Here is a 14434-nt window from a genome sequence, read left to right on the forward strand (position 1 = left end):
CAATCTCGCTTCTAATGCGTTTCTTGGAACAATCCGCGACTTCTACGTCCGGTTTCGATAGCGAGGACAATGCTGTCCAACCTGCCCGAATCTATGGTGCATCCGGTGTCATTTTGTGACGATATTGTGTTTCGAGTCCATTGAGGGCAGGAAGGGCCATGCCCAACGTGATCGTGACCTCTGACCGGCCCGTCGCCCTTTTCGGCGGCGCCGGTGCCGAAAAAGAAGTGGTTAACGCTGTTCTGGCGCTCTGTGGCCGCGTGGCGGCCGCCGATGGCGGGGCCGATGTGGCGCTGGCCCACGGGATCGTGCCGCAGGCGGTCATCGGCGACATGGACAGTCTAAGTGCCGCCGGACGTGCCGCAATTCCGCCGGGATCGATTCACGGAATCACCGAGCAGGAGACCACGGACTTCGACAAGGCGCTGCGCAGCATCGCTGCGCCGCTGATCATCGGCGCCGGATTCCACGGCGCGCGGATGGATCACCAGCTGGCCGCGTTTACCGTGCTGGCGCGCCACGCGGACCGGCGCTGCCTGCTGGCCGGGCCCGAGGACTGCGTCTGCCTGATGCCGCCGCGGATCGAGCTGCAGGCGACGCCGGGCGAGTTCCTGTCACTGTTTCCACTGGGGCCGGTAATGGGCCGCTCCGAGGGGCTGGAGTGGCCCATCGACGGCATTGCCATGACGCCCGCCGGGCGCGGTGGCACCTCGAACCGGGTGACGGCGGACCGCGTGGTGATCGAGGTCGACGCGCCGCTGATGCTGCTGATCAGGCCGCGGGCGGCGCTGGCGGGATCGGCGCGGGCGCTGATGGCCGCGTCCGCGCGATGGCCCGCTCCCGCCAGATGACGTAGAGACCGGCCCCCACGGTGATCGCGATCCCGAGGGCCGCCAGCCCATCCGGCAGGTCGCTGAACAGGATCAGCCCGTAGAGCGTGGCCATCGGGATCTCGAGATACTGCATCGGCGCCAGCGTCGCCGCGGGGGCGAATTTCAGCGAGCCGGTCATCAGCAGGTGCCCGCCGGTGCCCAGCAGACCCAGCAGCAGGATCAGCCCGGCGGTTCCCGCCTCGGGCATCGGCATCGCAAGCGCCTCGATCCCGAAGAGGTTGCCTGCCAGCACCGGCGGCAGCGTCACGAGGCAGGCAATCCAGCCCGAGACGACCTGCAGCGTCACGGCATCCGTCTGTTTCGCCACCTGCCGGGTCACCAGCATGAAGAGCGCAAAGCTTACCGCCACCCCCAGCGGCAGCAGGGCGATCAGCCCGACCTCGGCAAAGCTGGGCTGGATCACCAGCAGCGTGCCGGCAAAGCCCACGGCGCAGGCGATCAGGCGGCGCGGGCCGACTTCCTCGTTCAGGAAGACCTTGCCGAGCAGCAGCAGGATGAAGGGCATGACGAAGGCAATCGCGATCGTATCGGCCAGCGGCATGTAGCGCAGCGCGATGAACATCATGGTGATGCCCGCGATATGTAGCAGGGTCCGGATCACCGAGAGCTTCAGCAGCCGCTCCCGGTAGCGCCAGTCGCGCCCGGTGATCAGCACCACGGGCGTGAGGAAGACCGCCTGCAGGAAGAACCGCAGGAAGACCAGCGGCCAGAGCGGCGCATAGGCCCCGAGGATCTTGGCAAGCGCATCGCCGAGCGGCGCAGTGATGCAGAAGCCCAGCATCAGCAGGATGCCGAGCAGCGGGCGGTCTTCGGTCTGGGTGGGGGTTTGGCTCATGGCCGGGACGCTAGGCAGGGCGCGGGGTTTTGGCAATCCGCATCCTGGGGGCAGGGCGGTCGGCCCGGCGGGCCGGTCTCTGGCCTTTCCCGCGGCGGGCCGGGGCCCCGCGCAGGGCCCGGGCCTTCGCCGGCGGTGTCAGGCGGCGGCGATCTTCTCCACCGCCTCGGCGCAGGTCATCACGTCGGTGACCGACCCCAGCGAGACCAGCGTCGCGTCATGGACCTTCTGCGAGAAGGCCGCGCAGCCGTCCGAGAGCAGCACCGTGTGGATGCCGCGCAGGTGCGCGTCGCGCAGGGTCGAGGCGACGCCGCCGTTGGTGACGATCCCGCCAACGATCAGAGTGTCCACCCCGATGGCCTTCAGCACGTATTCCAGCCGGGTCTGGTAGAAGGCGGAGTAGTTGATCTTCTCCACCGTGAAATCGGCGGGCTTGAGGCTGTCGACGAGGTCATGGCCAAAGCTGCCCGGCTCGAAATCGCCCCGGCCGAGGAAGGGGCGCAATTCCTTCAGGTGCGGGGCGATCAGCGGCTCGCGCCCGTGGTGCGGCACCAGCGTGAACTGGGCCGAGACATAGCTGCCCCCCTTGGCCCGCAGCGCGTCGATCACCGGTTTCACCTTGTCCGGCAGGGCGGCGATCTCGGGCGCGCTCTGACCGCCGCGGCCATAGGCGCCCTCGGGATGGAGGAAATCGTTCTGCAGATCGATGGTCAGCACGGCGGTGCGGGCCGGGTCGATGGGGTGGCTCATGGTCGGGGTCCTTGTTGGGAGAGGCGTTTTTCGTGGCCGCGCGTTGTGGCGCTGCGCCCGGAAGACGCGACGCCCCTGGCGCGGACCGGTTATGGCGTCTTGGGGGCCTTTGCCGCGGGCGCGCCCGGGCGGTCGGGGCGTCCCTCCGGGCGTCCGGTGGGGCGGGGCACCCAGGCGGCGCCGTTGTCGCCCTGCACCCGGCGCATCGCCACTTCGATCTGGTAGAGCTCGGGCCGGTAGAGCACCCGGATGAATTCCACCGCGCGGTCCTGTGCATCGAAGACGACGCGCCGCGTGTCGATGAGCGGGGCGCCCATCGGCACGTCCAGCGCGGCGGCACTGAGCGCATCGGCCAGCGTGGCGGTGATCGTCTGGGTGGCCGAGCTGACGGAAATGCCCGCGCGCTCCAGCTGCAGCAGCATCGGCGTCGGGCTTTCGGCCTCCAGCGCGGCGCCCTCGGCCACCTCTTCGGGGATCCAGGCCTCGAGGAAGGAGACGCTCTGATCGTTCAGCGAGCGGACGCGGCGCGATTGCAGCGCTCGCGCGCCCTCGGGCAGGTTCAGCGCCGCGCGGATTTCAGGCGGGGCGGGCATCAGGGCCGAGGAGAGGACGCGCACGGAAGTGTTGCGCCCCATCTCGCCGACCTTTTCCAGCAGGCCGTCGATACTGGCCTTCAGCGGTTGCGGCGGCAGCCGGTCGGTCACCCGCGTACCGCTGCCGCGCTTGCGGATCACCAGCCCGGTATCGGCCAGTTCGTTGAGCGCCCGCTTGGCCGTGATCCGCGACACGTCATAGGCCTCGCAGAGCTCTGCCTCGCCCATGATCTTGTCGCCGGGCCGCAGGGCGCCGCCATGTATCTGGCTGCGCAGCAGGAGGTAGAGCTGCTGGTAAAGCGGGACCGGAGAGCCCGGATCGAGGGTGGCGCTATTTTGGGCTGTCACGATCTGTCCCTGCTGAAGCTGTCTGCCGGTGTCATCTTTATCGTTGACATAATGATATATCTATAGGCCAAATGAAATGGCTTATTGGCATAACATTATGACAAACGGGCGCCGGCCCTGCCGGATGCCCGAAAAATAGAGGAAAGAGGCCCTTGGCGCAGAAGACAATCCTGATCGTGGGCGCAGGGCCGGTGGGGCTGACCCTTGCATGGCGTCTGGTCGAGGCCGGGCTCGACGTGAAGGTTTTCGAGGCAGATGCCGAGATTTCCGACCAGCTCCGTGCCTCCACCTTCCATCCGCCGACGCTGGACATGCTGGCCCCTGCCGGAATCACGCAAAAGCTGATCGACAAGGGGCGCATCACGCCGACCTGGCAGATCCGCATGCAGTCCACCGGCGAAAAGGCCGAGTTCGATCTTGCCGTGCTGAAGGACGACACCGATCACCCCTATCGCCTGCAATGCCGTCAGGCCGAGCTGAGCCGCGCCGTCCACGCCCTGCTGCCCGAAGGCACGGTGCAGTTCGGTGCCGAGGTGACGGAGGTGTCGCAGGATGCCTCGGGCGTGCGGCTGACGGCCAATGGCGAAGAGTATCGTGGCTGGGCCATCGTGGGCTGCGACGGGGCGCGCAGCCTCGTGCGCAAGGCCGTCGGCGCCGGGTTCGAGGGCACGACCTATCCCGAAAGCACGATCCTAGTGACCACGCATTTCCCGTTCGAAGAGCACCTCGAAGGTCTGTCGGGCGTGAACTACATCTGGAAGCCGGGCGGCACCTACTCGCTCCTGCGGCTGCCCGATCTCTGGCGCGTCTCCCTGCACCCGCAGGAGGGACAGGAGGTCGAGGACGCGCTCTCCGACGAGTCCATCCGCGCCCAGACCCGCGCCGTGGTGCCCGAGGCCGGGGATATCGACATCGAGGAGAAGCGCGTCTACCGCGTCCACCGTCGCGTCGCCTCGACCTATCGCAAGGGGATGATGTTCCTTTGCGGGGATGCGGCGCACCTCAACAGCCCGAAGGGCGGCATGGGGCTGAACGGCGGCGTACACGATGCCTTCAACCTCGCCGAGAAACTGGCCGCGGTGGCGGGGGGCGAAAGCGACGCGCTGCTTGACCTCTACGAGGCGCAGCGCCGACCCATCGCCCGGGATGACATCCTTGCACAGGCGGATGAAAACCGCCGCCGCATGAACACCACCGACCCGGAAGAGCGTATCAACCACCTGCGCCGGCTGCAGGGCATTTCGGCCGACCCGACGAAGGCGCGGGAGTTCCTGCTGCGCTCCTCCATGATCAGCGGGCTGCGCCGCATGGCAGAGCTGGCATGACCCGCGCACTGGCCATCCTTGGCGGCTGCGGCGGGATCGGGCGCCAACTGGTGCACGACGCGCAGGCGGCGGGCTATACGCCGATCGTGCTGGACCTGCCGCGCTCGATCGAGGCGCATCCGCTGGAGGGCGTGACCTGCATCGCCGTCGATGCCACTAGCGAGGACAGCCTCGCCGCCGCCGCCGCGCAGCTGCCGAAACTGGCCGGGGTGGTGAACCTCTGCGGCTACGTGACCGAGGCGCTGCCGGTGATGGATCACGCGGCCTCCGACTGGGCCGCGGCGATGGAGGGCAACCTGCACTCGGCCTTCCTCGCGGCGAAGGCGCTGGTGCCCCATATCGCGCCGGGGGGCGCGCTGGTGATGACCGGCTCGGGCCTTGGCCATTTCGCGCGCCCGGGCTACGGGCCCTATGCGCTGTCCAAGGCGGGCGTCGCCATGCTGACCAGGCAACTGGCGCTGGAACTGGCGCCCGAGGTGCGGGTCAACTGCGTCGCGCCCTCGGCGGTGGAAACCGCCTTCCTCACCGGCGGCACGGGCCGCTCGGATGAGGACGCGCCCAGCCGGTTCGATACCACGGCCTACGGCGCCAACATTCCCATGGGCCGCATCGCGCAGCCCGCGGACATCACCCAACCCATTCTCTTCCTGCTGTCGGATGCGGCTGGCTACATCACGGGCCAGATCCTGCACATCAACGGCGGCGCCTACATGCCATGAAAGACCTGACATGAGCTTCGATCTTCCCATCCAGCCGCCCGAACGCATCACCGGCCTCGTCAACGGGACGGCCAGCCTTGGGGGCGGCATCGACCTGCCGGTCTTCTACCCGGCCACCGGCGCGCAGATCGCCACGCTGACCGAGGATGACGAGACCGCAGTCGCCTGTGCGGTCGAAGCCGCCCGCGCCGCCTTCGACAAGGGCCCCTGGCCTGGCCTGAGCACGGCCAAGCGGATCGAGGCGCTGGAGGCCTGCCGCGAGACGATCCTTGCCAACGTGGACGAACTGGCACGGCTGGAATGCGCGGCCACCGGCCTCGTCCTGAAGGAACTGCGCGCCCGCCACATGGTCCGCGCGGCCTACAACTTCCGCTTCTTCGCCGAATACATCAGCCAGTCGGCGGGGCAGAGCTACACCCAGACCGAAGGCTACCTGACCACGGTCACCCGCGAGCCGGTGGGCGTCGCTGCCCTGATCGCGCCGTGGAACGCGCCGGTGGCGCTGGCCACGATGAAGATCGCCGCAGCCCTCGCCTTCGGGAACACGGCCGTGTTGAAACCGTCCGAGCAGACGCCGATGGCGCTGGCCCGGCTGGTCGAACTGTTGCAGGAGGTGCTGCCCGAGGGCGTGCTGAACATCGTCAACGGGCGCGGCACCGTCACCGGGGCCGCGCTGGTGGCCCATCCCGGGGTCGATCTCGTCAGCTTCACCGGCGGGACGGAAACGGGCCGGGCGATCATGTCCTCCGCCGGGCGCAACCTCGTGCCCTGCACGATGGAACTGGGCGGCAAGTCGGCCAATATCATCTTCGCCTCGGCCGATCAGGACCGGGCGCTGGACGGCGCGCTTCAGGGCATCTTCTCCAACAACGGCCAGCAGTGCCTCGCGGGCTCGCGCGTGCTGCTCGAACGCACGGTCTTTGACGATTTCGTGGGCCGGTTCCGGGAACGGGCGGCCAAGGTCCGCGTGGGTGATCCGCTTGCCGATGACACCGAGGTCGGGCCGCTGGCCTCGCTGGCGCATATGAACCGGGTGCTGGGCTTCGTCGACAAGGCGCGCGAGGACGGCGGGCAACTGCTGGTGGGCGGCACGCGGCGCGAGGACCTGGGCGAGGGTTACTTCATCTCGCCCACGGCGGTGCTGGCGCATTCCAACGCTGACCGCTGCGCGCAGGACGAGATCTTTGGCCCCTTCGCCACCTTCATTCCCTTCGACACGGCGGACGAGGCCGTGGCGATCGCCAATGACACGGCCTTCGGGCTGGTCAGCTATGTCTGGTCGGATCACCTGCCGACGGTCATGGCAACGACCCCGCGCCTGCGCTCCGGCGTGGTCTGGGTCAACACGCCGATGATGCGCGAGCTGCGCGCACCCTTCGGCGGCTACAAGACCTCCGGCGTGGGCCGCGAGGGCGGCGCCTCCTGCGAGGCGTTCTACACGGAAGAAAAGACCACGACCATTCCGACGGCCCCGCCGGCGCTGCGGCGCTTCGGGGCCTGAGGCCGGGTTGATCGGAAGACCTCATAAATAACCAACAGGGAAACGAAACAATGTCTTACTTCAAAACCTTCGCGGGCTCCGTCGCCCTTGCGGTCGCGGCCATGTCCACGCCCGTCGTCGCCGCCGACATGATCAAGGTCGGTGCCTTCGTGCCCGAGCAATCCACCGGCGTGGCCAAGGTCATCAAGCCCTGGCTCGAAGCCGTTCAGGCCGAGGCGGGCGACACGGTCAAGATGCAGCCCTTCTGGGGCGGCACGCTGGGCAAGGACCCGTTCAAGCAGTTCGAACTGGTGCAGAACGGCGTGGCCGACGTGACCTGGGTGCTGCCCGGCTACACCGCGGGCCAGTTCCCGGAAATGGGCCTCTTCGAGCTGCCCTTCTTCTTCCGCACCGCGCAGGAAGCCTCGGCCGTGGGCTGGAAGCTGAACGAGATGGGCCTGCTGACCGGGTTTGACGGCGTCCATGTCGTCGGCTTCTTCGCCGCCGAACCCAACGCGATCTTCATGAAGACCACGGTCGACAGCCTCGACGGGCTCGCCAACCTCAAGGTCCGCTCGGCTGGTGCGATCCAGGCCAAGTGGCTGGAAAGCCTCGGCGCGGCGCCCCAGACGCTCAGCTCGGCCGAGTTCAACGAGGGCATCTCGCGCGGGACGGTCGATGGCGCGATCCAGGGCTGGACCGGTATGAAGACCTTCAAGTCGCTGCCGCTGGTCGATCAGGCGATCGAAGCGCCTGCCGGCGCGATCCCCTTCCTGCTGCTGATGAACGAGCGCAAGTGGGAAGGCCTCTCGCCCGAACTGCAGGAGATCGTCATGAAGCACGGCGGCATGGCCTTCGCCGAGGCCGGTGGTGAGGCCTATGCCTCTGCCGGGGCCGCGATCCGTGAAGAGGTCAAGGCCGAGGGCCGGATCGCGATCATGGAGTTGAGCGACGAAGAACTTGCCAAGTACGAAGAGGCCGCCAAGCCGATCCACGACGAGTGGATCGCCAGCACCCCCAACGGGCAGGCGGTCTATGACGCGGCGGTCAAGCTGCTGGCCGACATGCGCGGCGAAAGCTGAGAGAGGGCGTCATGAACACCGCTCAGAAGATCGACCGGATCACCCAGAACGCGGCCGTCATCGGCTTTTCCGGGCTCGTGGTCATGGCGCTTCTCATCACCTGGGACGGGGCGGCACGCTACCTGTGGCTGCCCCGGATCTCGGGCTTCTCGGACTATGGGGAGGTCGTCTTCCCCATCGTCATCGCAAGCTGTTTCCCGGCCGGTCTGCTGCGCCAGACCAACGTCACCGTCCGGGTCTTCGGCACGCTGGGCGGACCGCGCCTGCACGCCGCGTTGGAAGCTTTCGGCGCGTTGCTGACGCTGGCCTTCTTCGGCCTGCTGACCTGGCAGTTCATCCGCCTCACCGGCCAGTTCGAAAGCGGCGGGCGCACGACCCGCACCATCGGCCTGCCGCTGGCGCCCTACTGGTACGTCGTCACGGCGATCATGGCGGTCTGCGTGCCGGTGCAGGTCTACGTCGCATGGTCGTGGATCAAGGCCGCGCTGCGCGGTGACACGCCCGACATCGCCGCCCTGCGCGATGGCGAAGAAGACCTTGCCGATTTCGAAGGATAAGCCCTCATGTTTTCCGATCCATTCGTGACCGGCCTGCTCGGGCTGGCTGCCATGTTCGCGCTGATCGTCCTGCAGGTGCCCGTGGGCATCGCCATGGGGCTGACCGGCGTGGTGGGCTGCGGCCTGATCATCGGCTTCGGCCCCGCACTGACCCTGCTGGCGACCGAGCCCTCCTCGGCCATGTCCTCCGAGGGCTATGCCGTGATCGCCATGTTCCTGCTGATGGGCAACTTCGCCCATGTGGGCGGCCTCTCGCGCGAACTCTACAAGCTCGCCTATGTCTACCTCGGCCACCTGCGTGGCGGCCTCGTCTTTGCCACCGTCGGGGCCTGCGCCGGCTTCGGCGCGATCTGCGGCTCCTCCGTGGCGACGGCGGCGACCATGGCGCGCATCGCGCTGCCCGAGATGCTGGAGCGCGGCTATGCCAAGTCGCTGGCCGCGGGCTCCATCGCCGCCGGCGGGACGCTTGGGATGATCGTGCCGCCCTCGGTGGTGATGATCCTCTACGGCATCCTGACCGAAAACTCGATCATCGCGCTCTTCCTCGCGGCCATCGTGCCGGGGGTCATCGCCGTGGTCTTCTACTTCATCGCCGTCTTCATCGTCGTGCGCCGCAACCCCGAGGCCGCGCCCGTGGGCGAGAAGGCCCCCTGGGCCGAACGCCGCCGGGTCACGATCCAGAGCTGGGCCGTGGTCCTGCTGGCGGTCATGGTTTCGGGCGGGATCTACTCGGGCATCTTCACCGTGTCCGAAGCCGCCTCCGTCGGGGCCTCCGTCGCGCTGCTGCTGGCGATCTTCCGGCGCCGCCTGACGGTGAAGAACTTCCTCGCGGCGCTTGGCGACACGGCAGCCAACACCGGTATGATCTTCGTCATGATCATCGGCGCCTCGGTCTTTTCCTACTTCGCCACGCTGTCGGGCCTGCCCGCGGCAACGGTGGACTGGATCCAGGGCCTCGGCCTGCCGCCCTTCCTCGTGCTGATGCTGCTGATGGTCTTCTACCTGATCCTCGGCGCGATCTTTGACACGATCGCCGCCATGGTGCTGACGCTGCCCTTCGTCTACCCGCTGATCCTCGGCCTCGGCTACGATCCGGTCTGGTGGGGCGTGGTCAACATCGTGGTGATCGAGCTGGGCATGATCACCCCGCCCATCGGGATCAACGTCTTCGTCCTGCACGGCATGGCCAAGGATCTGCCGCTCAGCACGATCTTCCGGGGCGTGGTGCCCTTCATCTTCGCTGACGTCGCGCGTCTGGTGGTCCTGATCACCTTCCCGGCGCTCAGCCTCTGGCTTCCGGGAGCAATGGGATGGCTGTGAGAGAATATGGCAACGCGGGCACCATCGGGGTCCTGACCCCGCAGGCCAACACGACGGTCGAGCCCGAGCTCTGGTCCCTGCTGCCTGCGCACTGGTCGATGCTGAACGCGCGGCTGACCTCGGACAAGGACACGATCGAGAAGCGGCTGGTGGACTACACCACCAAGTTCACCGAGACCTCGGGCCAGTTCGCCAACGCGCCGGTCGACGTGCTGGCCGCGGCCTGCACCGGGGCCTCCTACCTGATCGGCGGCGCGGAAGAGGCCAAGCGTGTCGATGAGGTCCAGACTGCCCGTGGGCTGCCGTTCCTGACGGCAGCGCTCGCCTCGGTCGCGGCGCTGCGCGAGATGGGGGCGAAGAAGATCGCCCTGCTGACGCCGTACCCCGAGAGCCTGAACGAGAAGTCCACGCCCTACTGGGAGAGCTTCGGCTTCGAGGTGGTGGCCAAGTCCGGCCCCGCGCTGGAGACCGAGGCTTTCCACCCGATCTATGCCATGACCGGCCCGGGGGTCCTGCAGGCCTACCGCGAGCTGTCGCGCAGCGGCGCCGATGCGGTGCTCATGCTGGGGACCGGCATGGCCACGCTCAACCCGATGATCGCCGGGGCGGAGGAGGGGCTGATCCCCTCGGTCTCGTGCAACGTGGCGCTGGTCTGGGGCTGCGTGCAGTGCAAGCCGTGGGAAGAGCTGTCGGGCCATGACCTCGAAGGCTGGACCACGGGCAAGCTCTGGCGCGAGCGGCTGGAGCTGATGTTCCCTGCGGGATAGGGGCAGGATAGGGGCAGGATAGGGGAGGAGCCGCCGTCAGGGACGCTGACCCCTGACGGCGGGTTTCACTCTTTGCGGGGACCGCCGGCGGCGGGTTTCAAGGTTTGCGAGCCTCCCTGACGACGGGTTTCCGGCGCCTCGCGATACTGACTGCGGCAGAGGCGACGGGCCGTGACACCTCCAGCCTCACCAACCACGCTGAGCTTTCCAGATGCCGCCCGCCCGGCCTCAGGCCGGGCAGCGCCTGCCTGCCCCCCGGCAGGCGCTTTGCGCCTCCCCAGGCAGGCGCCGCCCTTCGTGGGGGATTGCCCTGTTGGCGGCATGAGGGGCCGCGCGTTCAGTGGCTCAGTGGCTCAGTGGTTCAGCAGTTCGGCACGTTCACCGCGAGACCGCCCAGCGAGGTCTCCTTGTACTTCTCGTGCATGTCCTGACCGGTCTGGCGCATGGTCTCGATCGCCGCATCCAGCGGGACGAAATGCGTGCCATCGCCGCGCATCGAGAGGCTCGCCGCGGAGACCGCCTTGATCGCCCCCAGCCCGTTGCGCTCGATGCAGGGCACCTGCACCAGACCCTTCACCGGATCGCAGGTCATGCCGAGGTGATGCTCCAGCGCGATCTCCGCCGCGTTCTCGATCTGCGCGGGCGAGCCGCCCAGTACGGCGCAGAAGCCCGCCGCCGCCATGGCCGCGGCCGAGCCGACCTCGGCCTGACAGCCCGCCTCGGCGCCCGAGATCGAGGCGTTGAACTTCACCAGCCCGCCGATGGCCGCCGCGGTCAGCAGGAACTCGGGCACGCGGGCCTCGGTCGCGCCGGGGACGTGGTCCAGCCAGTAGCGGATCACCGCGGGCACCACGCCCGCCGCGCCGTTGGTGGGGGCGGTCACGACCTGCCCGCCGGCGGCGTTTTCCTCGTTCACCGCCATGGCATAGGCCGAGAGCCAGTCGTTCACCACATGGGGCGCCGAGAGATTCATGCCGCGCTCGGCCAGCAGCGACTCGTGGATGCCGCGCGCACGGCGCTTCACGCCCAACCCGCCGGGCAGGATGCCCTCGCCCTCGAAGCCGCGGTTGATGCAGTCGCGCATCACTTGCCAGACCCGCTGGATACCGGCGTCGAGGTCGCGCGCCCCCCGGGCGACCTCGTTGGCGCGTTTCATCTGGGCGATGGTCAGGCCGGAATGGGCCGACATCTCCAGCATCTCGGCGGCGGACTTGAACGGGTAGGGCACCGGTGCGCCCTCGTCGGTGTCCTTGCCGGCGGCCAGTTCGGCCTCGGTCATGACGAAGCCGCCGCCGATGGAATAATAGGTCTCCTGAAGGATGACGTCGCCCTGCGCATCGGTGGCCATCAGCACCATACCATTGGCGTGGCCGGGCAGGGCGGGGCCGAAATCGAAGACCAGATCGCTGTTGGGATCGAAGGCGAGCACGCCCAGACCCTCGGGCCGGACCTCGCGGGTCTCGTTGATGAGGGCGAGGGCCTTCTCCGCCTCTTCCGCGTCATAGGCCAGCGGCGTGAACCCCGCGAGGCCGAGGATCGAGGCCCGGTCGGTGGCGTGGCCCTTGCCGGTGAAGGCGAGCGAGCCGTGCAGCCGCACCTTGAGGCCCTTCGCGCTGAAGGGCGCGGCGCGCAGCCGGTCGAGGAAGCGCGCGGCGGCGACCATGGGGCCCATGGTGTGCGAGGAAGAGGGGCCGACGCCGATCTTGAAGACGTCGAAGACGGAGAGGAACATGCGGGGCCTCCGGGGAGCAGTTGGGCCCATCACGCGCAGATCAGGGCTGGGGGTGCAAGGCCGGGAACGACGCTTTCGGCGGATGGGACGACGTTGGGGGGATGACTGGGGGAAGGCGATCTCGGCGAGGTCGGTGGTGGATGCGCCGGGGGAGCTGCGTCGCGATGTCCCCGTTCCTCTGCCGCGCCGCGTAAGGTGCAGCGATTGCCAAATGCCGCATGGCTGCGGTGGTAATCAAGGTTTGCGGTGTGTGCGAACCTGTCGGCTCTCCACGCGCCTGGATCAGCGTCAGATCGCGGTGCGCCATCCATCTATCACCCGCCCGGCCGATAGGCCGGGCAGCGCCGACCCGCCCCCCCGTCGCCATTGGCGCTCGGACCAATGGCGCACCAATGGCGACCGGCGCTTTGGCGCCACCCCGCGGGACGGCGCTGCCCTCGTCGACTGGCGGTTGTGTTAGTTCTTGCAGCTCGGATCTTCGTTGGGCGGCGGCTCTTACACACCAGAACGCAAGGACGCTGGCACATGGAAAGCACCTTGAGTGCGCTCGCAAGCGGCATGCCTGTGCCCAACCGACCCGCTCTTGAGGCTCAACGTGCTTTCACCGCAACCCGCGGAACCGCTCCAAGGCCTCCGCAAACGCCGGCTGCACCGCTGCCACGGGGGCGATCACCTCTGCCGTCGCGGGCCGGGTGCAGACCTCCTCGACCGACCGTCCCGCCGCCATGGCCCCCAGCCGCGCGGCCCCGAAAGCCGCGCCGTAGTCGCCGTCCGCCGGGATCTCGACCGGCAGGTCCAGCACCGTGGCGATCATCTCGAGCCAGTAGCGCGACCGGCTGCCGCCTCCCACGGCGGTGAGCGAGGTCAGCTCGGTTCCGGCCTGCCGCAGGGCCCGCTGGTTGTCGGCAAGGGCAAAGGTCACGCCCTCCAGCACCGCGCGGGTCAGCGCGGCGCGATCGGCGGAATGCGACAGCCCGTGGAACGATCCGCGCAGGGCGGCATCGTTGTGCGGCGTCCGCTCGCCCGAAAGATAGGGCAGGAAGGTCACCGGCCCGGGGGCCTGAAGCGCGCCGCCGAGGTCCCCGGTCAGCGCTTCGGGCGACTGGCCGACAAGCCCCGCGTACCACGTGATCGCGGAGGCGGCCGAGAGGATCACGCCCATCTGGTGCCAGCTGTCCGGCAGGGCGTGGCAGAAGGCATGGACCGCGCTCTCGGGCAGGGGGGCAAAGCCGTCGGAGGCGGCGAAGATCACCCCCGAGGTGCCCAGTGACACGAAGCCATGGCCCGGCGTCACGATCCCGGTGCCGACACCTGCTGCCGCATTGTCACCCGCGCCGCCCGCCACCACGGTGCCGGGGCTCATGCCCCAGCGGCCCGCCAGCTCGGCCCTGAGCCCGCCGAAGGGGGCGGAGCCCTCGACCAGCGCGGGCATCTGGGCGCGGTCCATGCCGCTGGCGGCCAGCAGGTCGTCCGACCAGTCCCGCGCGCCCACGTCGAGCCAGCTGGTGCCCGAGGCGTCCGACATCTCCGAGACATGCTCGCCGGTGAGCCAGAGCCGCAGGTAATCCTTGGGCAGCAGCACCTTGGCGACGTGTCCGAAGACCTCGGGCTCATGGGCCTTCAGCCAGACCAGCTTGGGCGCGGTGAACCCGGGGAAGACGAGGTTGCCCGAGACCTTGCGGAACAGCGGATCGGCGTCCAGCGCGGCCGCCTCGACGTGGGCGCGGGTGTCGTTCCACAGGATGCAGGGGCGCAGCACCTCATCCGCCGCATCCACCAGCGTGGCCCCGTGCATCTGGCCCGAGAGGCCGATGCCGGTCACGGCGGCAAGTGCTGCAGGGGCCTCGGCCTTCAACGCGTCCAGCGCGGCCTCGCAGGCGGCGATCCATGCGGCGGGGTCCTGCTCCGACCAGCCGTCATGGGGGCGGGAAACGTCGAGCGGCGCGGTGCGCGAGGCGACGGCGCGCTGCGTGTCGTCGATCAGGAGCGCCTTCACGCCCGAGGTTCCGAGGTCGATGCCAAGATACATGGGA

General features: G+C 68.5%; 13 protein-coding genes. 8 read left to right on the top strand and 5 right to left on the bottom strand.

Annotated features, from left to right (window positions below; translation table 11 throughout):
- Positions 1-158 precede the first annotated feature (158 nt).
- Positions 159-851 carry a thiamine diphosphokinase gene (locus ACX9MO_RS12655; RefSeq protein ID WP_462212089.1) on the top strand — a complete coding sequence of 231 codons (693 nt, stop codon included), beginning with the start codon at positions 159-161 and terminating at the stop codon, positions 849-851.
- Here ACX9MO_RS12655 and ACX9MO_RS12660 read toward each other — a convergent pair.
- The 3 genes from ACX9MO_RS12660 to ACX9MO_RS12670 form a co-directional block, all read right to left on the bottom strand.
- Positions 772-1728, bottom strand: coding sequence for a DMT family transporter (locus ACX9MO_RS12660; RefSeq protein WP_462212090.1), 957 nt, complete (start codon positions 1726-1728; stop codon positions 772-774). The two genes, ACX9MO_RS12655 and ACX9MO_RS12660, sit on opposite strands and share 80 nt — an antisense overlap.
- Before the next feature lie 138 nt (positions 1729-1866).
- Positions 1867-2478 carry a cysteine hydrolase family protein gene (locus ACX9MO_RS12665; protein WP_222489053.1) on the bottom strand — a complete coding sequence of 204 codons (612 nt, stop codon included), beginning with the start codon at positions 2476-2478 and terminating at the stop codon, positions 1867-1869.
- An 89-nt stretch (positions 2479-2567) separates the two neighbouring features.
- Positions 2568-3419: a GntR family transcriptional regulator gene (locus tag ACX9MO_RS12670; RefSeq protein ID WP_462212091.1), complete on the bottom strand. Its 852-nt coding sequence runs from the start codon at positions 3417-3419 to the stop codon at positions 2568-2570.
- 152 nt (positions 3420-3571) lie between these two features.
- Here ACX9MO_RS12670 and ACX9MO_RS12675 point away from each other — a divergent pair, with 152 nt between their 5' ends.
- The 7 genes from ACX9MO_RS12675 to ACX9MO_RS12705 are packed head-to-tail and all read left to right on the top strand — an operon-like array spanning position 3572 to position 10669.
- A complete protein-coding gene (locus ACX9MO_RS12675; RefSeq protein WP_462212092.1) occupies positions 3572-4744 on the top strand; it encodes an FAD-dependent oxidoreductase in 1173 nt (390 codons plus the stop codon).
- Entirely contained in the window at positions 4741-5463 is a 723-nt protein-coding gene (locus ACX9MO_RS12680) for an SDR family NAD(P)-dependent oxidoreductase (protein WP_462212093.1), read from the top strand. The genes ACX9MO_RS12675 and ACX9MO_RS12680 overlap by 4 nt, the downstream gene beginning before the upstream one ends.
- Before the next feature lie 10 nt (positions 5464-5473).
- Positions 5474-6964 carry an aldehyde dehydrogenase gene (locus ACX9MO_RS12685; RefSeq protein WP_462212094.1) on the top strand — a complete coding sequence of 497 codons (1491 nt, stop codon included), beginning with the start codon at positions 5474-5476 and terminating at the stop codon, positions 6962-6964.
- A gap of 50 nt (positions 6965-7014) precedes the next feature.
- Complete coding sequence (locus ACX9MO_RS12690) at positions 7015-8025, top strand: TRAP transporter substrate-binding protein (RefSeq protein WP_462212095.1); 1011 nt, start codon at positions 7015-7017, stop codon at positions 8023-8025.
- A gap of 11 nt (positions 8026-8036) precedes the next feature.
- A complete protein-coding gene (locus ACX9MO_RS12695) occupies positions 8037-8582 on the top strand; it encodes a TRAP transporter small permease (RefSeq protein WP_222489059.1) in 546 nt (181 codons plus the stop codon).
- A 6-nt stretch (positions 8583-8588) separates the two neighbouring features.
- Complete coding sequence (locus tag ACX9MO_RS12700) at positions 8589-9902, top strand: TRAP transporter large permease (RefSeq protein ID WP_462212096.1); 1314 nt, start codon at positions 8589-8591, stop codon at positions 9900-9902.
- Positions 9893-10669, top strand: coding sequence for a maleate cis-trans isomerase family protein (locus ACX9MO_RS12705; RefSeq protein WP_462212097.1), 777 nt, complete (start codon positions 9893-9895; stop codon positions 10667-10669). The genes ACX9MO_RS12700 and ACX9MO_RS12705 overlap by 10 nt, the downstream gene beginning before the upstream one ends.
- A gap of 361 nt (positions 10670-11030) precedes the next feature.
- Here ACX9MO_RS12705 and ACX9MO_RS12710 read toward each other — a convergent pair whose 3' ends face one another.
- Positions 11031-12401, bottom strand: a complete 1371-nt coding sequence (locus tag ACX9MO_RS12710; protein WP_462212098.1) for an L-serine ammonia-lyase — start codon at positions 12399-12401, stop codon at positions 11031-11033.
- 601 nt (positions 12402-13002) lie between these two features.
- Complete coding sequence (xylB, locus tag ACX9MO_RS12715) at positions 13003-14430, bottom strand: xylulokinase (protein WP_462212099.1); 1428 nt, start codon at positions 14428-14430, stop codon at positions 13003-13005.
- Positions 14431-14434: the final 4 nt, after the last annotated feature.

This window comes from Pseudooceanicola profundus, from assembly GCF_054919315.1.